The 22,647-nt window shown below is 65.4% G+C and carries 24 protein-coding genes; 7 read left to right on the plus strand and 17 right to left on the minus strand.

Annotated elements, in window-relative coordinates; all coding sequences use genetic code 11:
* The first annotated feature begins 206 nt into the window (after positions 1-206).
* Positions 207-1,253, plus strand: a complete 1,047-nt coding sequence (locus FBY20_RS23330) for a hypothetical protein (protein ID WP_255452458.1) — start codon at positions 207-209, stop codon at positions 1,251-1,253.
* Between the two features lie 3 nt (positions 1,254-1,256).
* Here FBY20_RS23330 and FBY20_RS23335 read toward each other — a convergent pair whose 3' ends face one another.
* From FBY20_RS23335 to FBY20_RS23345, 3 genes are all read right to left on the minus strand, one after another.
* A complete protein-coding gene (locus tag FBY20_RS23335; RefSeq protein ID WP_056319104.1) occupies positions 1,257-1,835 on the minus strand; it encodes a hypothetical protein in 579 nt (192 codons plus the stop codon).
* A gap of 115 nt (positions 1,836-1,950) precedes the next feature.
* Positions 1,951-2,739, minus strand: a complete 789-nt coding sequence (locus FBY20_RS23340; protein WP_142054839.1) for a DUF899 domain-containing protein — start codon at positions 2,737-2,739, stop codon at positions 1,951-1,953.
* Between the two features lie 120 nt (positions 2,740-2,859).
* Positions 2,860-3,759 (minus strand): LysR family transcriptional regulator, encoded by a 900-nt coding sequence (locus tag FBY20_RS23345; RefSeq protein WP_142054841.1) that lies wholly within the window; start codon positions 3,757-3,759, stop codon positions 2,860-2,862.
* Positions 3,760-3,868: 109 nt separating this feature from the next.
* Here FBY20_RS23345 and FBY20_RS23350 point away from each other — a divergent pair, with 109 nt between their 5' ends.
* Positions 3,869-4,897, plus strand: a complete 1,029-nt coding sequence (locus FBY20_RS23350; RefSeq protein WP_142054843.1) for an NADP-dependent oxidoreductase — start codon at positions 3,869-3,871, stop codon at positions 4,895-4,897.
* A gap of 32 nt (positions 4,898-4,929) precedes the next feature.
* Here FBY20_RS23350 and FBY20_RS23355 read toward each other — a convergent pair whose 3' ends face one another.
* Entirely contained in the window at positions 4,930-5,352 is a 423-nt protein-coding gene (locus FBY20_RS23355; protein ID WP_056319114.1) for a hypothetical protein, read from the minus strand.
* 45 nt (positions 5,353-5,397) lie between these two features.
* Positions 5,398-7,155 carry a DUF4157 domain-containing protein gene (locus FBY20_RS23360; RefSeq protein WP_255452459.1) on the minus strand — a complete coding sequence of 586 codons (1,758 nt, stop codon included), beginning with the start codon at positions 7,153-7,155 and terminating at the stop codon, positions 5,398-5,400.
* A 219-nt stretch (positions 7,156-7,374) separates the two neighbouring features.
* Here FBY20_RS23360 and FBY20_RS23365 point away from each other — a divergent pair, with 219 nt between their 5' ends.
* The 3 genes from FBY20_RS23365 to FBY20_RS23375 all read left to right on the plus strand — a co-directional run bounded on the left by FBY20_RS23365 (position 7,375) and on the right by FBY20_RS23375 (position 9,206).
* Positions 7,375-8,124: an SDR family oxidoreductase gene (locus FBY20_RS23365; RefSeq protein ID WP_142054845.1), complete on the plus strand. Its 750-nt coding sequence runs from the start codon at positions 7,375-7,377 to the stop codon at positions 8,122-8,124.
* Between the two features lie 115 nt (positions 8,125-8,239).
* Positions 8,240-8,845: a hypothetical protein gene (locus FBY20_RS23370; protein ID WP_142054847.1), complete on the plus strand. Its 606-nt coding sequence runs from the start codon at positions 8,240-8,242 to the stop codon at positions 8,843-8,845.
* A gap of 145 nt (positions 8,846-8,990) precedes the next feature.
* Positions 8,991-9,206, plus strand: coding sequence for a hypothetical protein (locus FBY20_RS23375; RefSeq protein WP_056319125.1), 216 nt, complete (start codon positions 8,991-8,993; stop codon positions 9,204-9,206).
* 101 nt (positions 9,207-9,307) lie between these two features.
* On the opposite strand, the gene FBY20_RS23380 is transcribed toward FBY20_RS23375, so the two are convergent.
* From FBY20_RS23380 to FBY20_RS23405, 6 genes are all read right to left on the minus strand, one after another.
* Complete coding sequence (locus FBY20_RS23380; protein ID WP_142054849.1) at positions 9,308-10,084, minus strand: aldolase/citrate lyase family protein; 777 nt, start codon at positions 10,082-10,084, stop codon at positions 9,308-9,310.
* An 8-nt stretch (positions 10,085-10,092) separates the two neighbouring features.
* Entirely contained in the window at positions 10,093-10,875 is a 783-nt protein-coding gene (gene hpaH, locus FBY20_RS23385; protein ID WP_056319129.1) for a 2-oxo-hept-4-ene-1,7-dioate hydratase, read from the minus strand.
* 9 nt (positions 10,876-10,884) lie between these two features.
* Positions 10,885-11,751 (minus strand): fumarylacetoacetate hydrolase family protein, encoded by an 867-nt coding sequence (locus FBY20_RS23390; protein WP_142054851.1) that lies wholly within the window; start codon positions 11,749-11,751, stop codon positions 10,885-10,887.
* The gene (locus FBY20_RS23395) at positions 11,748-12,620 is read right to left on the minus strand and encodes an amidohydrolase (protein WP_142054853.1); all 873 of its coding nucleotides are present in this window, start codon (positions 12,618-12,620) and stop codon (positions 11,748-11,750) included. Before FBY20_RS23395 ends, FBY20_RS23390 begins: the two co-directional genes overlap by 4 nt.
* A 12-nt stretch (positions 12,621-12,632) precedes the next feature.
* Positions 12,633-13,013, minus strand: a complete 381-nt coding sequence (locus FBY20_RS23400; RefSeq protein ID WP_056319137.1) for a RidA family protein — start codon at positions 13,011-13,013, stop codon at positions 12,633-12,635.
* Between the two features lie 121 nt (positions 13,014-13,134).
* Positions 13,135-14,103 carry a tripartite tricarboxylate transporter substrate binding protein gene (locus FBY20_RS23405; RefSeq protein WP_062841059.1) on the minus strand — a complete coding sequence of 323 codons (969 nt, stop codon included), beginning with the start codon at positions 14,101-14,103 and terminating at the stop codon, positions 13,135-13,137.
* 242 nt (positions 14,104-14,345) lie between these two features.
* On the opposite strand from FBY20_RS23405, the gene FBY20_RS23410 reads away from it, so the two are divergent.
* Both FBY20_RS23410 and FBY20_RS23415 read left to right on the plus strand, forming a co-directional pair.
* Positions 14,346-14,978: a flavin reductase family protein gene (locus FBY20_RS23410; RefSeq protein ID WP_142054855.1), complete on the plus strand. Its 633-nt coding sequence runs from the start codon at positions 14,346-14,348 to the stop codon at positions 14,976-14,978.
* On the plus strand, positions 14,975-15,766 hold the full coding sequence (locus FBY20_RS23415; RefSeq protein WP_142054857.1) for an IclR family transcriptional regulator: 792 nt from the start codon (positions 14,975-14,977) through the stop codon (positions 15,764-15,766). Before FBY20_RS23410 ends, FBY20_RS23415 begins: the two co-directional genes overlap by 4 nt.
* 21 nt (positions 15,767-15,787) lie before the next feature.
* Here the strand turns inward: FBY20_RS23415 and FBY20_RS23420 are convergent, their stop codons facing one another.
* The 6 genes from FBY20_RS23420 to FBY20_RS23445 form a co-directional block, all read right to left on the minus strand.
* Positions 15,788-16,843 (minus strand): RNA methyltransferase, encoded by a 1,056-nt coding sequence (locus FBY20_RS23420; protein WP_142054859.1) that lies wholly within the window; start codon positions 16,841-16,843, stop codon positions 15,788-15,790.
* Positions 16,844-16,900: 57 nt separating this feature from the next.
* Positions 16,901-17,455, minus strand: coding sequence for an SMI1/KNR4 family protein (locus tag FBY20_RS23425; protein WP_142054861.1), 555 nt, complete (start codon positions 17,453-17,455; stop codon positions 16,901-16,903).
* 24 nt (positions 17,456-17,479) lie between these two features.
* Positions 17,480-18,328 (minus strand): SAM-dependent methyltransferase, encoded by an 849-nt coding sequence (locus FBY20_RS23430; RefSeq protein ID WP_056319153.1) that lies wholly within the window; start codon positions 18,326-18,328, stop codon positions 17,480-17,482.
* A gap of 166 nt (positions 18,329-18,494) precedes the next feature.
* The gene (locus tag FBY20_RS23435) at positions 18,495-19,664 is read right to left on the minus strand and encodes a CMD domain protein (protein WP_142054863.1); all 1,170 of its coding nucleotides are present in this window, start codon (positions 19,662-19,664) and stop codon (positions 18,495-18,497) included.
* 24 nt (positions 19,665-19,688) lie between these two features.
* Complete coding sequence (locus FBY20_RS23440) at positions 19,689-21,038, minus strand: acyl-CoA thioesterase/bile acid-CoA:amino acid N-acyltransferase family protein (RefSeq protein ID WP_056319155.1); 1,350 nt, start codon at positions 21,036-21,038, stop codon at positions 19,689-19,691.
* 3 nt (positions 21,039-21,041) lie between these two features.
* Positions 21,042-22,613: an ABC transporter substrate-binding protein gene (locus FBY20_RS23445; RefSeq protein WP_056319159.1), complete on the minus strand. Its 1,572-nt coding sequence runs from the start codon at positions 22,611-22,613 to the stop codon at positions 21,042-21,044.
* Positions 22,614-22,647: the final 34 nt, after the last annotated feature.

Genomic DNA, 22,647 nt, shown 5'->3' on the forward strand with positions numbered 1-22,647 from the left:
GTGGTTTGACCGTGCCCGACGGGAAAGCATAGAATCCCTTCAAGGTTGGTGATGGCTTCCAATGTGCGCAAGCCTACGACCCATCATTTAAGACCTGATCCCACCCCGGCCTTGAGCCGGGGCTTTTATTTGCGGGTCCCCGATGCCTGTGGCCAGCTGAATCCCGGTGGCTCAAGACCGAAGCTCTCCACGGTTAACTTCGCGCCATGCTATTCATCATCTTTCTCTGGATCGCGCTGGCCATCGTGGTTGGTTTCATGGCGCGTAAGCGTGGCCGCAATGGGGTGGGGTGGACGGTGTTGGCTTGTCTGATCAGTCCGCCGGTGGCGGCCGTTTTTCTGGCAAACATCGCCAATCGTTCGCCGCTGGCCGGCCAGCCGATTCTGTCATCGCACGTCGATTGCCTGCACTGCGGCAAGCCCATCCTGCGCGAGGCGCGCGTGTGCCGGCATTGCGGCGGCGACGTGACGGAAAGCGGGCTTGCGCCGGTGCGTCAGGCAATGCCTGTCGGGTACTGGTTCGATCTTCCCGATCCCGCATTCAAGCTGATTCGATCCGCGGACCGCGTGTCGCTCGTCAAGCCCGTTCCGCCATGGATCGTGGTGGACCAGACGCTTGACTCCATCGTCATCGGAAGCCGCTGGCCGGGCCGGCTGTGGCGCGTGCGGGTCGAAAAGCAGGGCGACATGTCCGATCTGGTCGCCCAGCCCGGCTATTGGCGCGCCAGTGCAATTGCTTTGCTGGAAGAATTGCCGCTCTCCGCCCTGTTCGGGCCGAAAGGCGAGGGCGTGCTGGAGATCGTTGACCAGATCGGGACGTTGTCGCGCAGCCAGGCGCAGGCGTTGGCGGACAACCTGCCTGAAGACGCCTGGCGGGCGTACAGCCGGGCCTGGATGCGTTGGTCCCAACAGGGCGGCGAGCCAACCTCGAACGGCGAGGACGACTGGCGCGGCACGCTGGCCGCCGCGCGGCGGGACGACAAGGCGCGTTCGCCGGTCCATGCGGGCTTTCTGCTGATCCATGACCAGTTGCGCAAGCGCGCCGAACAAGTGGATGGCGGCGGCGCCTTCATCCTGGTCGAGGAAGATGGCGAGACCGAACAGGTGTTGAACCCGTTGTGGCAAGCCGCTTGCGATGCGTTGCTGTTTGCCGCCATGGCGCGGGGGGCGCCGCAGTACGTGACCGAAGCAGACGCGCTGACGTTGACGCAGGCCTGGACCCGCGTTCTGGATGGGGCCAGCCAGCGCGCCTGAGCGTCACCACATTGCTTCGTTCAGGATCTTTCGGGCCCGCCTGAAGGTAATCACCGCCGCCCAGCCAGCCAGCACCAACGCGATCCAACCGTTCATGTTGAATTGCACTTTGCGCGAATGGCTTTCGTCATGGATCTGCTTGGCATCGACCAGCGTTTCGCCGTTCTTGCGCACGCCATAGACCCGCACGGGAATGGCCATGTTGTATTGGCGCGCAATCGTGCCGTCGGTAAGCTGCTGTTGGTCTTCAAGCACCATGAATTCGACGTGCTCGCCCTCGGTGTACCGGACGTTGTAGGTCGCCTTGAAGAACTTGAACACCATGTAGGGATAGTTGCCCGAATAGACGCAAGGCACGGTGTAACGCTCCAACCGTCCGCGTATGCGCGCCTGGGCATCGCAGCTGGCGACCTTGTCGACACGAAGCTGGATCGTGTTCAGCTTGGCGGGGTCATAGGGCAGGCGGATGTCCTTTGCCGCATTGAAGCAGTAGATGGCAATGCCCAGGAGCACAAGTGCGGCAATCGCGGGAATGCGGCAAGGCTGGAAGGCGCTTTTCCAGTCAGCCAGTTCACCCGGCATGCAGGCTGACTCGGAAACGCTGGCGACGATTGCGGGAACCAGTATCGATGTTCATGAGGCGCGCTGCGGAATTTGCCAGCGCGTATCTTAAAACAGCCGCTTGCCGTGACGCAGGCTACTTCGGGTCGCAGTGATTGCGAAACGCCTTTTCGCCCGCGTCGGACACCTCGACCCATTTCTGGTCTGGCGGCGCGTCCGGTGCGTAGCTGTCGTGCCAGTTCCACCATTTGTAGGGCGGCGTCTGCGGATAGCCGGCCGGAGAATCCTCCCAGGTTTCCTGTCGCCCCAGCGGCGTGATGTCCAGGTAGTTCCACGTGCCGCCCATTTGCTCGTCGCCCCGGTTGTTCAGGAAGTACGTGCGATAGATGCGGTCGCCGTCGCGAAAGAACACGTTGGTGCCGTGCCATTCGTCCACGCCGAAATCGGCGTCGAAACTGTCGGTCAGCGTGAACCACGGCATCGTCCAGCCCATGCGCGCCTTCAGCCGGTCGATGTCCGCCTGCGGCGCGCGCGACACGAAGACCAGCGTCGTGTCGCGGGCATTCAGGTGCGAAAGGTGGGCCACCTGGTCCGCCACCATCGAGCAGCCGCGGCACGCATGATCCGGCCATCCGAACACCGCCGGCTCGTGAAACGCGCGATAGACGATGAGCTGCCGGCGGCCGTCGAACAGGTCGCGCAGCGTCACCTTGCCCGTCGGGCCTTCAAAAACATATTCCTTGTCCACCGGCGTCCAGGGCATGCGGCGGCGCTCCGCAGCGAGCGCGTCGCGGGCGCGGGTGTGGGCCTTTTCCTTGATGAGCAGTTGCTGGCGGGCGGCTTCCCAGTCTTTGCCGGAAACGACCGGGGGCGTCAGCATGGCGGGGCGGGCGCCATTGCCGGGGGATTCGGGGGGCGTGGTCATGACTGGATCCTCCTGAGGGGTTCGGTGCCAAAGGCGCCAAGCGAGCGGCGCGGGTACGGGAATAGTGTGGCACCGGGAGGCGGCGGCCAGGAGTAACAAATCTGGCGCGTGTCTGGCGGCTCAGGCGGTAAGCAGCACGGCCTCTCGCGGCATGGCCTGTGCAGTCCACCCCCGCAGGCTTTCACGCAACAGCGTTACGGCGGCCTGACCGCTTTCGTTCAGACGGTGCGCCGCGTACAAGCCGAATTGCGCGGTCAGCGGCAGCGCGCCTTCGTCCCCGATGGAAATCACGCGCATGGTGTCGGGCCGCAGGCACTCGGTCGTCAGCAAGGCCACGCCCAGGCCGTTCTCGACGGCGGCGATCGTGGCGCCCACGTTGTGGCTGGTCAGCGACACCCGGAAATCGCGCCCCGACGCCGTCAGCGCGTCGAACGCCAGCCGGCGCCATGAGCACGGCTCGGCGTACACGATCACGTCAAGCGGCTGGTCCGGGTCCAGGGTTTCGTCGATCCCGCAGGCCCAGTGCAAATCCACCGTCCACGTATCGATGGGTTCTTCGGTGAATCCCACGCAGGCGCCCACGGCCACGTCCAGCGTGCCGTCCTGCCAGCGCGCGGCCAGCCGCTCGCCGTCGTCGATGACAACCTCCAGATGCAGGTTGGGGCACGCGCGCCGCAGCCGCCCCAGCGCCGCCGGCAACGCGGCCACCGCCACGTCCTCGGACAGCCCGATGCGCACGCTGCCCGCCACCGCCCGTTCGCGCAGCCGCGCCGCGGCCGCCTCGCCCAGCGCAAGGATCCGGTTGGCGTAGCTCAGCAGCAACTCGCCCTCGGTGGTGGGGGCCATGCCGCGGCCGGTGCGATGCAGCAGCCGCTTGCCGACCATGTCCTCCAGCCGGCGGATCTGCGTGCTAAGCGCCGACTGCGCGCGGCCCGATATTTCGGCGGCGCGGCTCAGGCTGCCGTATCGGCAGACCGCGACAAAGGTGCGGAGCAGGGCGGGGTCGAAGTCGGCTGACATTATCAATCCATGAAATCTGGTTTACGAGCTATTAGTCTATCTGTAACTCTGCGGCGTACCTAGGATGACCCTTGTCGCGAAATGTCCGACTCAACTCAAGGAGCCATCCATGACACACCCCCAGAACCTGCGCGTCGTCCTCGCATCCCGGCCGGTTGGCCGCCCCAAGGCCAGTGATTTCCGCGTCGAGCGCGCGCCCATTCCCGAACCGGCCGACGGCCAGGTGCTGCTGGAAGTCCAGACCCTGTCGCTGGACCCATACATGCGCTGGCGCGTCAGCGACGAAAAATCCTACGCCGAGCCCATGCAAATCGGAGACGTCATGGTCGGCGGCACCGTTGCCCGGGTAAAGACGTCCCGCCATCCCGACTGGCGTGAGGGCGACATCGTGCTGTCGTCTGCCGGCTGGCAACGCTACGCGCTGTCCGACGGCAGCGGTCTGCGCCGCCTTGATCCGGAGATTGCGCCGCCGTCGACGGCGCTGGGCGTGCTGGGCATGCCCGGCCTCACGGCGTACGTCGGGCTGCTCAACATCGGCCAGCCCAAACCGGGCGAAACCGTGGTCGTTGCGGCTGCTAGCGGCGCCGTGGGCTCGGTGGTTGGCCAGATCGCGCGGATCAAGGGCGCGCGCGTCGTGGGCATCGCGGGCGGGCCCGAAAAGTGCGCGTTCGTCAAAGAGGAACTGGGCTTTGACGTGGTCGTGGATCACCACGCGCCCGACTTTGCGCAGAAGCTGGTCGAGGCCTGCCCCGACGGCATCGACGTCTACTTCGAAAACGTCAGCGGCCATGTGTGGGACGCCGTGCTTCCGCTGCTGAACGATTTTGCCCGGGTGCCGGTGTGCGGCCTGATCGCCAACTACAACGATAGCCCCGCGGACCGCCGCGGCCCGGACCGCCTGCCCGCCACCATGCGCGAGATCCTGTCGCGCCGCATCACGATGCAAGGGTTTATCGTGTTCGATTTTCCGAAGGAACAGGAAGACGAATTCCTGCGCGTGGCAGGGCAGTGGATCCGCGAAGGCAAGCTGCGCTGGCGTGAGGATGTTGTCGACGGGCTGGAACAGGCGCCCGAAGCGCTGATCGGTCTGCTTGAAGGAAAGAACTTCGGGAAGCTGGTGGTGCGGGTGGGTGACTGACCCGCGGCGCGTGGCGCGGGTGCCGGGGGGGTTTACTGGCCGATGGTGCGCGCCTTGCTGCGCCGCGCCCTGGGTTTGGGCGCCACCCCCATCCGCGGATCCCGCGCCAGCGCCAACGCCGCCAGCGTGGCCGCGGTCGATTCGAAGGATTCGCTCGACTGCGGCAGATACAGCCACTTGCCCAGCACCGGATGCGGCAGCAGCTCGGGAATGTCCGCCAGCAGCGCCGCGTGGCGGTCCTGCGACGTGCTGACCATCACCCCGTTCCAGGGATCGTCGCGGTCGGCGACGATCAGATACAGCAAGCCGTCCAGGTAGGCTGCGTCGGCGCCGAACATCTTGCGATGCATGTAGCCGGCGTCGCGCGCCAAGGGCTCCAGGATCCAGAGCAGCGAATTGGTTTTCGCGGCGCGCTGCTTGCGGGGTGGGGCGAAGGGATCGGGTGGGGTGCGCATGAAGGGAAACCGGGCGGGCTGGGCACGGGAAATATGCCACAGCCGCTATTGCTCGAACAAGGGCGCCAAAGGCATCAGCGGGCCATATTTCTTCAGTTTTTCCCAGTTCTCGGCAGCCTGGCGCAGCTCCTCGTTCTTGCGCGCTTCCTCCAGGATTTCATCGATGCGCGGCGCCAGCGCCACGGACAGGTCGATGATGTCGTAGGCGGTATAACCGCGCTCCCAGCGCGCACGCAGGGTCACATCGTCGCCTTTGGCGCGCATGGCGCGCGTGCCTTCCTTCAGCATCGCCTTGCGTTGATCGGCATTAAGCCGCTCGGCAAACGAAATGCCCGCCACCAGCCCTTGCACCACCCCTTTCTCTCGATACCCGGTGGTGGCTGCCACCTCGCTCGCGACGCTGCGGCTGATGACTTTCGGCGCCAGGTTCTCGCGTATCCAGCTGCGGCTCAACCGCAGCAACCCGGCTGCCAGACCATGGCCAAAGCCCGTGCGCATCCCTTCCGCGCGCGCCGCTTCCTGCGCCTCGGCATACGTCATAGCGAACTGCACCATCAGCATGATCGCGTCCTGCGGCCCCGGCATCAGGAAGTCGGCGACCCAGCCCGCGGCGCTGCCGATCTTGCCGAGCGCCGAAGCGGTACGGCCCGAAACCTTCAGAAGTGAACCGGCTTCCTCGGCCACGACCGTACTGGCGGCGGTGGCGGGCACCGCGGTGGGCGCCTTTCCATACCGCGCTTCCAATTCCGCCATGCGGGGCGGTCCCGAGCCGACCTTCGGCGCTTCGCCGGGCACGCGAGGCTTGGTGGCGGGCTGTTCGACAGGCAGTTGCGGCAAGGACGATTTGGGGCGAGGCCGCACGGCGGTTTCGGGATGCTGGATGAACTTTTCGTCGGGCAATCCGGCCTGCACAGCGGGCTCACGCATGCTGGACAACGACCGGTAGTGACCCGATCCGTCGTTCCAGGATTTGACCTTGCCCGCCTCGAATTCCACCTGTCCCGCCCAATTTACGCGCCCGCCGCGCGCCGCCTCGGTGTGGCCTAGCGGGTTCATCGTGTTCTTGGCTTTGACCGCGTAGATTTCGCCGTCCTTGATGACAAAGTCATAATTTCCACGCGCCGTCCTGCCGTATTTTCCGCCGACCTCGCGCCAGGTGCCGTTTACGTTCTGCAGCTTGATGACGTTGCGCGACGACCCGAACGCGGGCGCGTCCCGCGGCAGATTGCCGTACGTCGGCCCGCTGGGCTCGCGCTGCAACAGGCGAGGGCCGTGCGCGCTGATCGACGACTGCTGGACCACATGCGCGAGTTCGTGCGCCAACAGCGCTTGGCCCGCGGCGGTGCCGGGCGCGTACTCGCCTGGTCCTAGGACGATGTGATGGCCGACGGTGAATGCGCGGGCTTGGACGGCGCGGGCTGATGCGCCAGCCCGCGCGTCCGAATGCAGCCGGACGTTGCTGAAATCTTTCTGGAATCGCGGCTCCATGAATGCGCGGGTATCGGCGTCGAGGGGATGGCCGCCGGCCGCCAGCACGTTGGCAAGCGGCAACGGGTCGGTCATCGATGCCGCGTTGCGCAGGTCGACGGGGTGCAGGGGGATCGGCGAAAAGCCCTGCGCGGGGTCGAGCCGTGGGAAGCGCATCACCTGTTCGGACGCCCGCTGCGCTTCCTGCTCCGATGCATCGCCTGACCGTGACATGGCAAGGCGGGCATCGGGGGGATGCGCCGCTGCGGTTCGTGCGCGCCGTTCGGCCGGTGCGGGGTGAAAAGCCGCTTTGGGCTTCTGTACGAAAGCGCGCATGAGGTCGCTCCTTTCGTTCGGCCTGTCGAAAGCCGGGAATTCAACATGCGGTGTTGGGCCCGGCAGGGGGGTGCGATCTCAGGCGGGCAACGCGGATTATTGTGCGCCTTTTTCAGGGCGCGCGCACCCACCTGCAAACAGGAGAGCGCAAAAACCGGATAGCCGCTGCGGCGCACGGTTCCGACAATGGCGGCACGCTATTCGCTCAGGACAAACATCATGCCCCTCTTGCAAGGAAAGGTCGCCCTAATCACCGGCGCATCGTCCGGCATCGGCCGCGCCGCCGCATTGCTATTCAGTGCCGAAGGTGCCGACGTCGTGCTCAATGCCCGAGGCGAGGCGGCCCTGGACGCCGTGGCCGCCAGCATCCGCGACCGGGGCGGGCGGGTGCGTACCGTCGCGGGCGACGCCAGCCAGCCCGACACGCACGCGCGGTTGATTGCCGAGGCGAATGACGCCTTCGGCGGCCTGGACATCGCCTTCAACAACGCCGGCGCCACCGGCCCGATCGGCCCGCTGGCCGACATCAGCTTTGCCGATTGGCAAGCCACGATCGACGTGAATCTCACCGCTGCCTTCCTTGGCAGCGCCCATCAGATCCCGGCCATGCTGGCCCGAGGCGGTGGCGCCATCATCTTCACGTCCAGCTTCGTGGGCACCAGCGCCGGATTGCCCGGCATGGCGGCGTACGGCGCGGCCAAGGCGGGGCTGATGGGGCTGGTCAAGGCCATCGCCGCGGACTACGGCGGCAAAGGCATCCGGGCAAATGCGCTGATGCCGGGCGGTGTGGACACGGCGATGGCCGGAGACGCTGCGCAAAAGGAATGGGCGGCGGGATTACACGCCATGAAGCGGATTGCGCGGCCAGAAGAAATTGCGTCGGCCGCCTTGTTCCTGGCCAGCCCGATGGCAAGCTTCGTCACCGGCTCCGCACTGTTCGCCGACGGGGGAAACGCGGCGGTCAAGTGATGACGAACACGCCGTGGCGCGCGCAGTTTCTGTAATACTGCGGCTTCGTCGCTTTGGCGTGAATCGGTCCTCATCCGGTTTCGCGCCATCCCTCCCAGCGCCTGGATGACCGGTCATGTCTGAACACCATCAATTCATCTTCCCCCGTGATTTTCATCTGGCGCCGCCCGACTGGCCCGCCCTGCAAGCGCGGCTGCTGGAAGGCGGTTACGTCCTGCCCCCGCAAGGCGACAACATCCCCTACAGCGCCAGCCGCGACAGCTTCGACGAAGCCGACGCGGCTTGGCATAGCGTCCAGTATTGTCTCGGTCCGGCGGCCCGGCCCTACCTCAGCGCCGCGGTCAGGGACGATTACGACGCCGATCCCCGGAACTTCCCGGTCCTGCTGCTGGCGTTTGACGGCGCGAACCCGCGCGTCATGGTCGGCGAGAATCTATGCGCACCCAGCCCCCCGGGATCGAACGAACCCGCCGCTCCCATGCCGGCCGACTCGCATGTGGACTTCATCGGCCAAGCCTACGAGAACCCGGCCGCGCAATGGCACTGCGAACAGAGCGGACGCAGCTACCGAATTCTTGAGCTGGACTGGCACTACAGCCTGGCCATGGGGTTTCGAATGGTGCGCTGTGAAGGGCTGGACCGGGAAAGCGCGCAAGGTCTGGCGCGGTTGATTGGCGAGCTGACAGGGCAGGTGATGGGCTGCAGTCATCGGCATCTTTGATGGCGAATCGCCGCGCCGTTAACCTGCCTGCGGCCAGAGACAATTCGATACGCAACGTGTTGCGGACCCTCGTTTCTTCGTCCATGCTGAACGGCATTGCTGCGCCGGACCGACCGGCGCTACAGACCCATTCTCAAGGAGCGATATGTCGATTCAAACGTTAGGCCGTTGCAGTGTCTTGTTGTTTCTCGCGGCGTTGAATGCCGGCTGTTCCTCGGTCGTTGGCGAGTGCGGAATGCTGCGCAGCAGCTGCATGTACGAAGGTCAGTACGAGTCAGGCGAGGAAGGCTACGCGGAAGACGAAGCGAAGCGCTTGAACAAGGAGTCGACGGATCGGCTGCGCCGAAGCTCGGGCGATTGATTGGAAGCGATTGATTGGCAGGCGGTTGACGGGCAGGCGCTTGATGGGCAGGCGATTGGCGTGCGCGCGGCACGCCAGAGGCCCGCGAAATTGAAACGACCCTATTCAGGCTCGATGGTCGCGAACCGCGCCGCCAGTTGATCGCAGTGGCGCGCCAGGATCGCCGCGTCCACGCCCACCGCCGTATACAGGCTTCCCGCGGCCATGTAGCGCCGTGCCAACGTCTCATCCGTGGTCAGCACGCCCGGCGCCTTGCCCGCCGCCCGCACCCGGCGGATGGATTGTTCAACGGCCGCCACCACGTTGGGATGCTGCGGCTCGCCGGGATATCCCAGGCTGGCCGCCAGGTCGGCTGGCCCGATGAACACGCCGTCCACGCCGTCCACCGCAATGATGGCGTCAAGATTCTCCAGGGCTTCGCCGGTCTCGGCCTGAACCAGCAGGCAAAGCTCTTCCTCACAGCGGCGCATGTAGTCGGGCACCCGTCCGTAACGCGTGGCGCGCATGGTGCCGCTTACGCCGCGCACGCCGCGTGGCGCATAGCGCATGCCGGCCACGGCGCTTTCGGCTTCCGCCGCATTTTGCACGTACGGCAGCAAGAGCGTCTGCGCGCCAATGTCCAGGTATTGCTTGATCTGCACCTTGTCGTTCCACGACGGGCGCACGACCGGATGGCTGCCATATGCGGCCGCGGCCTGCAGCTGCGCCATGACGGTGGGCAACAGCGCCGGCGTGTGCTCGGTGTCGAGCAGCAGCCAATCGAAGCCGCTGGCCGCCACCAGCTCGGTGCTGTTCGGATGGGCAAGCGTGACCCAAAGCCCCGTCTGGTGACGCTGTTCGCGCAGCGCGCGCTTGAACGTATTGATGGGAAGTTCCACGTCTGGTCCTATGAAAAGTGCACCGAAATGCTGCCGAGCTTGCCGTAGTCGGCATGCAGCGTGTCGCCCCGCTTGACTGCGACCGTGCGGGTGAACGACCCCGCCAGCACGATCTGCCCCGCAGCCAGGCCCGTATCGTGCAGGGCCAGCTTGTTGGCCAGCCACGCAATCCCCAGCGCCGGATGCCCCAGGACCGCGGCGGATACGCCCGATTCCTCGATCACGCCGTTCTTCAAGAGCAGGGCGCCCACCCAACGCAGATCCACGTCCATCGGACGCACGGGCCGGCCGCCCAACACGATGCCGGCGCATGCGGCGTTGTCGGCGATGTTGTCGACGATACGGCGCGGATACTTGCTGCGTCCGTCGATCAGCTCCAGCGCCGGCACCACGTAATCCGTGGCATCCAGTACGTCAAACAGGCTCACGTCCGGCCCGCGCAGCGGCTTGCCCAGTACGAACGCCAGCTCCACCTCGACGCGCGGCACGATGAGCTTGTCGGTCGGGATCGTCTCGCCGTCCTGATAGAACATCGTGTCCAGCAGATGTCCGTAATCCGGTTCGTCGATGCCGACGGTGCTTTGCATCGCCTTGGACGTGAGGCCGATTTTGTGGCCGCGCAGTTTGGCGCCCGCAGCCAGCTTGTCGTCAATGATGCGCTTCTGGATCGCGTAGGCGTCCGCGATCTCGATGTCCGGAAAGACCTGGTCCAGTTGCGTGGTGGGCACGCCGCTGCGCTCTGCTTCCAGCAGCAGGCTCGCGGCGCGGTCGCGGTCTTTTTCATTCAGCATGTCGGCTCCTTATGCGGACACGGCCGGTTCATCGGCCACGGGATTGGACAGGACGCCGATGCCGGCGACTTCCACCTCGACCACGTCGCCGGGTTTAAGGAAGCGCGGCGGGGTGAAGCGCACGCCCGCGCCAATCGGCGTGCCGGTCGAGATCACGTCTCCTGGCTTGAGCGTGGTCCAGATCGAGATGTAGCGGATCAGTTCGGCGAACGGGAACATCAGGTTCTCGGTCGTGTCCTGCTGGCGCAGTTCGCCGTTCACGCGCGTGCTGACCGTGAGGGGGGCGGCCGGATCGAACTCATCCGCGGTCACGAGCCACGGTCCCATTGAACCGCTGGCGTCGAAGTTCTTGCCCTGGGTCACATTGAACTTGCCGTGCTTGAGCCAATCTCGCACCGTGCCTTCGTTCAAGCACGTCAGGCCCGCGACATGGCTCCAGGCGTCCGCTGCGGCAATGCGGCGGCCGGCCTTGCCGATCACGACGGCGATCTCGCCCTCGTAGTCCAGCTGTTCGGACTCCGGCGGGCGCAGCAAGGGTTCGCCATGTCCCACGAAAGATCCCGGAAAGCGCGGGAATACGCTGGGATAGGCCGGCGGCGCGCTGCCGTCCTGGTATTCCTCGTTGCGCTTGCCGTAGTTCACGCCCACGCAGATGATCTTCTCGGGGGCGGGGATGGGCGGCAGCAGACGCACCTGATCCAGCCGGTGCGTCGCGGGCAGCGACTCGGCCAGGCGCGCCAGCGCAGGCAGATCGCCAGCTTCCAGCGCGGCCTGCAAGCTGTCGTGGCCGTGGCCGTCCAGCGCTACGATCTCGTCCTGGCCACGCAGCGCGCCAAAGCGCGCCTGGCCGTCATGCGTAAAACTGAGCAGTTTCATTCGTCGAATCCAAAAAGGTGCGCGGGGTTGTCGACCAGGATCTTCCTGAGCGTGGCTTGATCGCCGGCATAGCGCGCCAACTGGTCGAGCAGCCGGCCTTCGTTGGGCGTGGCTTTCACCGACACCGGATGCGGCCAGTCGCTGCCCCACACCACGCGGTCCGGGTTCGCGGCGATCAGCGCCTGAGCCAGCGGGATCACATCGTCCCAGGGCTCGCCCGTGCGCGAGATCTTCTCCGTCAACGACAGCATCACCCAGAAGTTGCCGCGCGAGAGCAGCGACTCCAGCAAGCGTCGCGTGGGGTCGGCGGCGCCCGCGCCCGGGTCCGCCCGGCCCATGTGGTCCAGCAGCACAGGGATGTCCAGGTTCTCGAACTGTGCTGCCTGCGCCATCATTCCGTCAGGTTCGGGCTGGAACTTGGCGTACCAGCCCAGCTCGCGGATGCGTGCGATGGCGCGGTCGAAGACCTCGGGCGCCATGCTGATGCCCAGCCCCTGGCGCGTGAACCGCGCGCCGCGCACGCCGGCGTCGTGCAGCTTCTGGATATAGGCGTCGTCGCATTCGGCCAGCACCACGGCATTTGCGCAGCCGCGATACGACGGGCCAGCCGCGGCCAGTCCGTCCAGCACCACCTGGTGATCGGCGCCGTACGTGGTGGCTTGCACGATCACGCCGCGCTGGATGCCCAGCAGCCGGTGCAGCCCCAGCGCCGTCTCGATGGTCGCACTAGGCATCTCATAGGCCGCGCCCGGGCGCACCGGGTAGCGGTCGGCGGGGCCGAACACGTGGAATTGGCTATCGCACGATCCGGGCGGCAGGCGATAGGCCGGCGCGGTCGGGTTGGGATTGAAGGCTTGATATTGCGGCATCGTCCGGCTCCTTTATTCGATCACGGCCACGAAGTCGCACTCGATGAGCTTGTCGCCATCCAGGTCCGCCTGCATGGTGTGACGCGCCGGACGATTCTGCGCATCCGGAAAGGCTTGCAGCCACACCGCGTTCAGTGCCGCGCGCTGGCTGCGATCTCGCATCCACACGGTCATCTTGGCGATGTGATCGAGCGAGCCGCCGCCTGCCTGCACGATGCGGCGCACGTGGTCGAACATCAGCTCGCACTGGCGTTCCAGCGAGTCGCCATATCCGCCCGTCGCGGGGTCCGTGCCCTGGATGCTGCCGGAGTACAGCATGGGCCCGATCCGGCAGGCGGCGGGAATGGGGTTCTTGTGGCTGAAGCCTTCGGCATAGATGCTGCGTCTGCTCATGGCGTTTTCCGTCTCAGTCGAAGTGTCGGGGAAGGGGGCCGGCGTTGCCGCACCCCGGGATTCAGTGGGCTGCCGGGCTGGCTGCTCAGTTGTCGGGTCAGTTGTCGGCTCTGGCTGCCGCTCAGTTCGCCGTGATGCCGGCGCGCTTGATGATCGGCGTCCACCGCGCATCTTCCGCGGCCAGATAGCGCGTGAATTCCTCCGGAGAGCTGCCGCGCGCCTGTGCGCCCAGATCGTCAAAGCGCTGGATGATCGTCGGCTGCGCCAGGATCTTGGTCAGCGCCTCGCTCAGCTTGTTCAGCACCTCGGGCGGCGTGCCCTTCGGGGCCAGCAATCCAGTGAAGGTCGCCGCTTCCATGCCCGGCACGCCGGCTTCCGCAAACGTTGGCACGTCCGGCATCGATGGCACGCGCTTGGCCGTGGTTACGGCCAGCGCGCGCAACCGGCCTTCCTTGACGTAAGGCAACGCCACCGAAATCTGGTCGAAATTGAAATCCACCTGGCCGCCCAGCAGATCCGTCGTCGCGGGTGCATTTCCCTTGTATTGCGCCGTCGTCCAGCGCGCCCCGGTCAGCGACTGCAGCAGTTCGCTCACCAGGTGATTCGTCGTCCCCGCGCCGGGCGATGCCATGTTCAGCTTGCCCGGCTCCTTCTTGGCCAGCGCCAGCAGCTCTTCCAGATTCTTGGCCTTGAGCTCCGGCCGCACCTGCAACACCAGCGGCGTATAGGACACCGAACTGATCGGCGCAAAGTCCCGGTCCCATTTGTAGGCGTCGCGCTTGAAGATCAGCGGCGAAAACAGCAGGGGACCGTTGGCCGCCATGAACAGCGTGTAGCCATCCGGTTCCGACCGCGCCACCTGCTCGCCGGCAATCATGCCGCCCGCGCCCGGCTTGTTCTCCACGATGAACGGCTGTCCCAGCGCCGCCTGCAACCCCGGCGCGATCAGCCGCGCCGCCACGTCCACATTCCCGCCGGGCGGGTAGGGCACAACGATCTTCACGGGTTTGTCGGGCCAGGCGGCGTGCGCCATCGAGGTAAGGACGGTCAGCGCCACTGTGGCGCAGGCGCGGAGCGCGGTGCGGTTCATGGTGAGTCTCCTGTGCGTGTCATCGCGTTTTGTTTGTTTGTTGACACTCTAGGAATTTGCGCCGCGCTGAACAACGGCAATTTTTCAAAAAGGTCCGGATATTGGACTCTTTTGGAACGCAGGTTTGGGCGCTCCTTTCGGTCGGCCCCTGCTTCACGGGAAAATGACGCTCGGCGCACGAAGTCCGCATGGACGCGCCCTTAAACTGATGTTCAATATCCGGACTACGGAGCGAGACGACCATGCACTTTCCCGCCAGTGACCTGAACCCCGAGCAGACCTACCGCCTGATGAGCGGCATCATCGTGCCCCGGCCGATCGCCTGGATCAGCAGCGTCAACGCCCACGGTGTCGTCAACCTGGCCCCCTTCAGTTGCTACACCTTCGTCTCCAACCAACCGCCCATGATTGGCGTGAACATCGGCAGAAAGGCCGGCCAGCGCAAAGACACCGGCCGCAACATCATGGAAAACGGTCATTTCGTCGTGAACATTGCCGACGAAACGCTGCTGGACCCGTTGCACGAAAGCGCTCAGGAACATCCGCCCGAAGTCAGCGAAGCCGATTTGCTTGGCCTGCCCGTCATCCCCGGCGTGGTGGTTGCCACCCCCCGCCTGGCCGCCGCGCCCATCAGCCTGGAATGCCGGCTGCACAGCGTCACGCCGTTTGGCAACACCGGCGCCGAGTTCTTTGTGGGTGAAGTGGTGATGTTCCACATCCGCGAGGGCCTGATGCAAGACGGCAAGATCGACACCGCAACACTGCGCCCGATCTGCCGCATCGGCGGGCCAAACTATGCATCGCTGGGCGAAATCATCACCAAGCGCGGCATCGCCCAAACGGCAAAATCCGTCATGAAACCGGAGGCGGCATGAGCGGCTCCGAGGATAAAAGCGCGGCCGGCGCCCAGACCGTCCGGCGCGCATTGGCCCTGCTGCGGTTGATCGCGTGCGGGCAGGAAAGGGGCGTGCGCTTGGTGGATCTGGAGCGCATGTCCGGCCTGAACCGGCCGACCGTGCATCGGCTGCTCAAGACCTTGGTGCAGGAAGAGGCGGTAGAACAGGACCCGGAGACGCGGCGGTATTTGATTGGACAGGAAATCACCTTGCTCGGTCTGGCGCGAACGCGGCGGTTCCCGTTGTTGACGTTGGCCGATCCGTATATGGCGGAGCTTGCGGATCAAGTCGGGGATACCGTGTTTCTAAGCATCCGGCATGGGCATGACTCGATCTGCATTGGGCGCCGCACGGGAAGGCATCCGATACAGGTGTTGTCGATTGAGGTGGGCGTTCGACGACCGCTTGGGGTGGGGGTCTCCGGGGTGGCGTTGTTGGCCAGCCTGGACGCAGACGAAAGCACGCGGCTGGTCCGCAGTAATGCGGCGCGGTTGGAGGTGTTGGGCGAGCGGGTGGAAGATGTGATCGCGCGGGTTGATGCGGCCCGCCGGGAGGGTTTGGCACATGCGCCCGTGGGCCTGATGCCAGGGACCAGTGCGGTGGCCGTGCCGATCATGTCGGCTAAAGGGGAAGCGCTGGGGGCGATTACGGTGACGGCAATGGCGGAGCGGTTGGGGGTCGGGAGATTCGGAGAGGTCGTGGACAGGATGAGACAGGCGGTGGCCGGAATTGCGGCAAGGTGGGGACAGGTATCGGCTCGGGCGTGACAGGCCAGCCCGATAGGCTGACTAGGCGGCGGCCGGTCTGGCAGCGCGCGTGCGGCGCAGCTCGACCACTTGCTCGGCGCCTACGGCACGCGCGCGCAGCTGGCCACAGCCGCCGTCCACATCCTGCCCCGCGCTATTCCTGACTTTGGTCAGCACGCCACGGCTGTGCAGATAGCGGACGATTTCGCGGGTGCGCTCGGCATCGGGGCGCTGGTAGGTATCGCCTTCAAGACTATTGAACGGAATGACGTTGAGCACGCCGTACTTGCCCTTGAGCAAATCCGCGACCGCATCGAGTTCGTCGTCGCCGTCGTTGACGCCCTTGAGCAGCGTCCATTGATACTGGATCGGATAGTCCGTGTCGCGAGCATATCGCTCGCCAAGTTCGATCAGTTCTTCCGGCGAAATCCTGGGCGCGCGTGGCAGCAGATGCTCTCGCAACTCGGCTTTGGTCGTGTGCAGCGACAGCGCCAGCGCAGGCTTGACGCGTTGCCGCGGCAGCGCGTCGAACACGCGCTGGTCTCCCACGGTGGAGAACACGAGATTCTTGTGCCCGATATTGCCTTCGGTGCCCAGCAGGTCGATGGCTTCGAGCACGTTGTCGAGGTTGTGCGCCGGTTCACCCATGCCCATGAATACGACTTTCTTCACCGCACGCTGCCGCCGCGCCAGCACGACCTGGGCAAGGATTTCCATGCTGGTGACCTGACGAATCAAGCCGCTCTTGCCGGTCATGCAGAAGCGGCAGCCGACCGCACAACCGACCTGGGTGGACACGCACAATCCGTCGCGCGGCAACAGCACGCTTTCCACCATCTGCCCGTCGGCCAGTTCGACAAGCAAGCGCGAACCGTCGCTGCCGGCATGTTCGGAACGGATGCGCGCAAGGCCGTCCAGTTCTGCCGTCAACGCGGGCACGGCATCGCGAACCGCGAGGGGCAGAAAATGCTCCGCGCTACGGCGCCGCGTGCCGGTGTCGAGCGCTTGTCCTTGCAGCCAGACGCGCATGACCCGCCCGCGGTGAACGGGCAGCGCGCCGAGCGCGGCGAGGCGTTGGTCAAAGTCAGAGAAGCGCATGGGGAGCGGATTTTACTTCGGTCGTGGGAATGGGCGGGGGGCTTCTGACCCCCAGCCTTAAAAATCCCCCAGAAATTCCTCGGGGTCGGCTTCGACCTCCGCGATTGATCCCGTCAGTAGCGCGGTGAAGGTCGGCGCCACCCACGTGATCTGATCCGGGTCATGGGTGAATGCGATGATCTGCCCCGGTGTGCCGGATTCGCTCGGGGAGTGGTCGACCATCAGCAGCATCGTTGCGCCGCCAAAGCTGGCGAACGGGAGCCAGCCCGGGTGAAACCAGCCGTCCCTGATGCGCGCATCTCGTGGCTCTGGTTCCATATATCCGGCATACCGCGGGGCGCGGTCCGCCATCCGCGCTCGTCCCGCAATCGCCTTTTCCAGCGGCAGAAAATCATAGGCCGTCAGATAGCCTGGCCGCATGAATACCGGCACATCGCGCTCGGCCCCATTGGCCAGAAGCCAAGCCTGCCTGGCGTGCGCAGAGATGGGGAAACCAAGTTCCGCCTCGACCGCTTCAAGCCTCGATTCCGCCGCACCCGGGTTGAGGTGTAGCGCGTGGCCATGTGCGTCGCACACCGCACGAAGCCGATCAAGATAATGGGAAAAATCCATCGCCGCAGGCGGTCCTTTTCAGTATTACGCAGCTTGCGGCAAGAAAAACCGATCCTTCAATTCCTGCAACCCGATCCGATCCAGCATCTCGGTCAAACGCTGCGCGGGCTTGCGCGTCGGCAGGTTTTTATATTGCGCGATGATCAGCTCATTCTTCATCGAATGCTCCCACCCGACCAGTTCGGTCACGCTGACTTGATATCCATGCGCCTCAAGCTGCAGACACCGCAGCACATTCGTAATCTGGCTGCCAAACTCCCGCGTATGCAGCGGATGCCGCCAGATCTCAGCCAACGGATCGGCCAGCGCCTTCGCCTTGTTCTTGCGCAGCACCGAAGCCACCTCGGCCTGGCAGCACGGCACGACCACGATGTATTTGGCCTTTTTCTCCAACGCAAAGTGAATCGCGTCGTCGGTAGCCGTATTGCAGGCGTGCAGGGCGGTCACCACGTCTATCGACGCGGGCAGTTTGTCCGACGTGATCGACTCCGCCACCGACAGGTTCAGGAACGACATGCCGCCAAAGCCCAGCCGCTTGGCCAGATCTTCCGATGACTTCACCAGTTCTTCGCGGGTTTCGATGCCGTAGATGTGCGAGCCGTTTTTCAGCGCCTCGGGCTGATCCTTGAAAAACAGGTCATACAGGATGAAGCCCAGATACGACTTGCCCGCGCCGTGGTCGGCCAGGGTGACGGCGCCGCGTTGGTCTTGGACATCCTTGAGCAGCGGCTCGATGAACTGGAACAGGTGATAGACCTGCTTCAACTTGCGGCGGCTGTCCTGGTTCATCTTGCCGTCGCGGGTCAGGATGTGCAGGGCCTTGAGCAGTTCGATCGACTGGCCGGGGCGGATGTCGTGGGTTTTTTCGGACATGGGGAAAGGCAAAGCGCCCCGCTGAGGCGGGGCGCGTGTAGGTGCGGGAAGGGACAGTGTAACAAGCCGATCCTTCCGAGTGTCTGACACCCGTATGCGCAGGCGAGGGAACCCAAGCGAGCGTATGCGGGTGTCAGACACCGGCTGAATGTAGGGACGCCCCGCGTCAGACCGTTACAAGGACCGGCTCACCCAAATTCAACATCAACCGGTTCGCCCACGCAAAGATCGCGTCCGAATGCAGCAGATCCAGGATCTCGCCGTCATTCAGACCCACATCCTTCAGCGCCTGAATGCTGGCCGCGTTCACGTCGGCCTGCGCCTCGGTGATCTGGATCGAGAACTTGCCGATCGCCTGTTCGCGCTTGGTCGTGCCTGCGGTGATGGGATCCTCAAACACCTGCCCAATCACGTCATTGCGCTTGGCCAGTTGCTCGAACCGCTGCGCGTGCACCGACGCGCAGTACACGCAGCCGTTCACGCGCGACACCACGGTGGCGCCCAGTTCGCGCTCGGCGCGCGACAGGCCGCCCGGCGCGTACATGATGGCGTTGAAGGCGGTGGACCGTTGGCGCAGGATTTCCGGCTGGTGGACCAGGAACAGGTAATAGTCCGAGACCTTGGCCTTGGGGTGGCTTTCTTCCAGGACGGCGATCTGTTCGGGGGTGGCGGTGTCGACGTTGACGACGTCCAGCCATGCCTTCCATTCCAGGACTTCGTTGGTGAAGCCATGGGCCTTGATGACGGCGCCGGGTTCGGTGTTGCCAGGGTTGATGACGGACGTGGCATCCGCGGCGCCAGCACCCGCCTCAAGCCCTTCAGCCGCTTTCATCGCGACCAATCCGGCCACCAGGCGCGTCTGATACGACAGGAAGGCGATCAGCTGCGACAGCGTGACGACAGCCGGGGTGGAAACCCCCGCAGCCGGCAGCGTCTTCAACGCGGCTTCGTCGCCTTCGACCGGCTTTTCGATCAGCTTGCGGGTGAATTCCAGGATGGCAGCCAGGCGGGGGTCGGCGGCATCGGCCGGCTTGCCGGATTCGGCGACGGCGATGTCCGCGGCCGGCACGCCGGCCTCGACCGCACGGGCGCGATAGTGCGCGGCCAACAGCGGCGACGGCGTGATGCGCGTGGCGTACAGCGCGACCAGAAGGCGGTCGGCCAGCGGCAGGCCGGGCAGGGCGGGGTCGAAGAGGGCGTCGTAGCTGCCTTGCGTGGCGGCGGCGACCTTGTCGCGCTTGTGGCGCACGTCAAAGGTCTGGGTGCCGGGCGCCAGGCCCACGAGCTGGTCGACGATGTCTTTGCTGATGTCGTAGACGATCGGTTGTTGTGCCATTGAGGAGGTCTCCTAAAGTTTCGTTCAGCGGACGTTGCCCGAGGCATCGTTCGCGGTCGCTACCGGCTTGCCAGCCGCCGCGCCCTTGGCCTTTACCGCCGCGTCCAGGAACGTCTTCACGCCTTCCCAGGATTCCTGGTCGGCGCGGGCGTTGTCCTTGGGGTTGCCGCCGCTGGTGCTGATCTTGCCCGACACGGGGTGGGCATACACGAGCTGGGTGGTGGGCACGTAGGGGAACAGGATCGAGTGGCCTCCGTTCTCGTAGTCCAGCCACTGGACCGGGTACGGGTGCCGCACGTCGGTCAGCTTGTCCTGCACCATCTTCGAGTACAGGCTGGACGGCCACGAGCCGTCGTCGGTGCCGGACAGCAGCATGACCGGGCCTTCGATGTCTTCCACGCGGATGCGCGCGCGCGCCACGGCGTCCGGGTCCTGCAAGGCCGTCAGGATGGCTTTCTCGTGGCGATGGGGCGCGGGGCCTTCATCGAACGGGGCCCAGGTGGCCGTGCGGTTGTTTTCCCAGACGTGGGGGATGGGCTTGCCGCCCAGCAGCCAGGTCGGGCCTTCGCGGCCGATCTTGGGGTCGCAGGCGTTCTGGCCGCTGTGCACGACGGCGCCAGGCACGTAGGCGACGACGGCCGACACTTCCTTCGGGAAGGTGGCGCCCAGCAGCAGCACCAGCTCGCCGCCGCGCGACTGGCCGCTGATGGCGACGAAGTCGTGCAGCGGCTGGACCGTCTTGCGCAACCAGCGCAGGCCCGTCTGGAAGTACTCCAGCGGGGTGTTGGAAATGTAGTCCGACAGGCCGGGCGCCTTGAAGTACGCCAGCGCGAAGGCGGCGTAGCCGCGCGAGGCGTACAGGGCGGCGCGCGGTTCGTTGATGCCGCCGCCGGACCCGTTCAGGATCATGACGGCGGGATGCGATCCCGGGGCGCTGCCGGCGGGCAGGTACAGGGTGCCGACCAGGCCTTCCTCGCGGACCTCGACGCGTGTGACGCCGTCAGCCGCCAGGCGTTGCGTGAAGCTGCCGCGCGCCTCGGCGCCTTCGACGCGGACCACCACCTCGGTGACGAGGGCATCGGTCACCGGCTGGTTGAAGTACTCGCGGCTCTTGCCGTCATCGGGAGACTGCGCCCAGATCAGCCCCATCGGGGCCAGGCCGGTGTAGTCGCCCGAGACGGGCGCGTCGCGGGTCAGGTCGACGGCGCCGTCCTCGCCTGCCGTGTAGGCGGCCTGGGCTTGCCAGAGCACGCCGTTGCGGCGGGTGAGGGCGGTGATCTCGACGGTGGCGCCGGGCGCGACGTGTTCGACGCGGATCTGGCGCGGGACGTCGATCAGGGCGTCCGCGGGGCTGATGTGCAGGGTCGGCGCCATGGCTTACTTGTCCGAGACCTTGGTGACCATCATGGCGGCCGTGCGGTCGCTGGTCATCGGGGTAACCTTCAGACCCTTCTTGGTGGCCCAGATGTTCTTGTAGTGGAACAGCGGGATGATGCCGACGTCGTCGGAGACGAGCTTGACGGAGTCGCGCAGGATGGCTTCACGCTTGGCCACGTCGAATTCCGAGGTGGATTGCTCCAGCGCTGTGTCGACCTTGGGGTTCGTGTAGTGGCCCCAGTTGGAGGCGCCCAGGCCCTTCTTGGCGTCGACGGTGGCCAGGATGTTGACCAGCGCGTAGCTGGCTTCGCCCGTGCCGTTGCCCCACGCCAGCATGCTGACGGCGAATTCGTTCTTGTTGGCGCGGCCCGAATAGACGGCCCACGGCACGACTTCCACCTGGGTCTTCACGCCCACGCGGGTCCAGAACTGCGCCACCGCCTGGGCCGTTTCCGGGCCTTGCGGGTAGCGGTCGTTGGGCACGTGCATGGTCAGCTTGAAGCCGTCGGGAAAGCCCGCTTCGGCCAGCAGCTTCTTGGCTTGCGCGACGTCGTTGGGGATGTCCTTGATCTCGGGGTTGTAGCCGAAGGTGCCCTTGGGCATCCACTGGTTGGCTTCCGTGGCGGCGCCTTGCAGGATGCGGTCGGCGATGGCCTTGCGGTTGATGGCCAGGTTCAGCGCCTGGCGCACGCGCACGTCCAGGAGCGGGTTCTTGTCCAGCGGCTTGCCGTTGTTGTCGGTGATGTACTGGTTGGGCGCGGGGTTGAAGCTGGGTTGCAGCAGCATGACGCGCAGGCCGTCGTACGGGTAGACCGAGATGTTGGCGGCCTTCTCCAGCTTGGCCAGATCGGACACCGACACCTTGTCGATCACGTCCACGTCGCCGGCCAAGAGCGCGGCGGTGCGGGCGGCGGCGTTGTTGATGTAGCGGTAGTTGACCTTCTCCCAGATCTGCTTGTCGCCCCAGTAGGCGTCGTTGCGTTCCATCAGGACGCGGTCGCCGGGCGTGTAGGAGACGAACTTGTACGGGCCGGTGCCGACCATGGCCTTGCCCGAGTTGTAGTCTTCGGTCGAGGACTTTTCACCGACGTGCTTGCTGACGACGTGGATGGACGCCAGGTTCAGCGGCAGGTCGGGGTTGGGGGCCTTGGTCTTGATGATGAGGGTCAGCGGATCCTTGGCGGTCATCGTGTCGATGGTGCGCAGGTAGCCCGCGTAGGTGGCGACGCTGCCCGGCACGCCGCGGGCGCGGGTGTAGGAGTAGATCAGGTCGTCGGCGGTGAACGGCGTGCCGTCCTGCCACTTGACGCCTTCACGCAGCTTGAATTCCCAGGTGGTGTTGTCCAGCGGCTTCCAGCTCACGGCCAGGCCCGGCTGCAGCTTGTTCCACTTGTTCTCGATCAGGAGATCCCAGAAGTGCAGGGCCACCGAACGGTCGCCTGCGTGGTTGTTCAGCTGCGGGTCCAGCGACGACAGCGGGTCGGCAAAGCCGATCGACAGGTTGTCCGCGGAGGCGGCGGCCGAGGCGCCCAGGATGGCGGCGGTGAGGGTCGAGAGAATCAGGCGTTTCATTGTCCGGGATCCTTGGTGAAGGGGGAACGGTGTG

Source organism: Achromobacter sp. SLBN-14 (assembly GCF_006715415.1).
Lineage (GTDB): Bacteria > Pseudomonadota > Gammaproteobacteria > Burkholderiales > Burkholderiaceae_B > Achromobacter > Achromobacter mucicolens.

Coding starts and splice junctions, on each gene's coding strand:
- FBY20_RS23330 (WP_255452458.1), top strand. CDS start 207: ATGCTATTCATCATCTTTCTCTGGATCGCGCTGGCCATCGTGGTTGGT.
- FBY20_RS23335 (WP_056319104.1), bottom strand. CDS start 1,835: ATGCCGGGTGAACTGGCTGACTGGAAAAGCGCCTTCCAGCCTTGCCGC.
- FBY20_RS23340 (WP_142054839.1), bottom strand. CDS start 2,739: ATGACCACGCCCCCCGAATCCCCCGGCAATGGCGCCCGCCCCGCCATG.
- FBY20_RS23345 (WP_142054841.1), bottom strand. CDS start 3,759: ATGTCAGCCGACTTCGACCCCGCCCTGCTCCGCACCTTTGTCGCGGTC.
- FBY20_RS23350 (WP_142054843.1), top strand. CDS start 3,869: ATGACACACCCCCAGAACCTGCGCGTCGTCCTCGCATCCCGGCCGGTT.
- FBY20_RS23355 (WP_056319114.1), bottom strand. CDS start 5,352: ATGCGCACCCCACCCGATCCCTTCGCCCCACCCCGCAAGCAGCGCGCC.
- FBY20_RS23360 (WP_255452459.1), bottom strand. CDS start 7,155: ATGCGCGCTTTCGTACAGAAGCCCAAAGCGGCTTTTCACCCCGCACCG.
- FBY20_RS23365 (WP_142054845.1), top strand. CDS start 7,375: ATGCCCCTCTTGCAAGGAAAGGTCGCCCTAATCACCGGCGCATCGTCC.
- FBY20_RS23370 (WP_142054847.1), top strand. CDS start 8,240: ATGTCTGAACACCATCAATTCATCTTCCCCCGTGATTTTCATCTGGCG.
- FBY20_RS23375 (WP_056319125.1), top strand. CDS start 8,991: ATGTCGATTCAAACGTTAGGCCGTTGCAGTGTCTTGTTGTTTCTCGCG.
- hpaH (WP_056319129.1), bottom strand. CDS start 10,875: ATGCTGAATGAAAAAGACCGCGACCGCGCCGCGAGCCTGCTGCTGGAA.
- FBY20_RS23390 (WP_142054851.1), bottom strand. CDS start 11,751: ATGAAACTGCTCAGTTTTACGCATGACGGCCAGGCGCGCTTTGGCGCG.
- FBY20_RS23395 (WP_142054853.1), bottom strand. CDS start 12,620: ATGCCGCAATATCAAGCCTTCAATCCCAACCCGACCGCGCCGGCCTAT.
- FBY20_RS23400 (WP_056319137.1), bottom strand. CDS start 13,013: ATGAGCAGACGCAGCATCTATGCCGAAGGCTTCAGCCACAAGAACCCC.
- FBY20_RS23405 (WP_062841059.1), bottom strand. CDS start 14,103: ATGAACCGCACCGCGCTCCGCGCCTGCGCCACAGTGGCGCTGACCGTC.
- FBY20_RS23410 (WP_142054855.1), top strand. CDS start 14,346: ATGCACTTTCCCGCCAGTGACCTGAACCCCGAGCAGACCTACCGCCTG.
- FBY20_RS23415 (WP_142054857.1), top strand. CDS start 14,975: ATGAGCGGCTCCGAGGATAAAAGCGCGGCCGGCGCCCAGACCGTCCGG.
- FBY20_RS23420 (WP_142054859.1), bottom strand. CDS start 16,843: ATGCGCTTCTCTGACTTTGACCAACGCCTCGCCGCGCTCGGCGCGCTG.
- FBY20_RS23425 (WP_142054861.1), bottom strand. CDS start 17,455: ATGGATTTTTCCCATTATCTTGATCGGCTTCGTGCGGTGTGCGACGCA.
- FBY20_RS23430 (WP_056319153.1), bottom strand. CDS start 18,328: ATGTCCGAAAAAACCCACGACATCCGCCCCGGCCAGTCGATCGAACTG.
- FBY20_RS23435 (WP_142054863.1), bottom strand. CDS start 19,664: ATGGCACAACAACCGATCGTCTACGACATCAGCAAAGACATCGTCGAC.
- FBY20_RS23440 (WP_056319155.1), bottom strand. CDS start 21,038: ATGGCGCCGACCCTGCACATCAGCCCCGCGGACGCCCTGATCGACGTC.
- FBY20_RS23445 (WP_056319159.1), bottom strand. CDS start 22,613: ATGAAACGCCTGATTCTCTCGACCCTCACCGCCGCCATCCTGGGCGCC.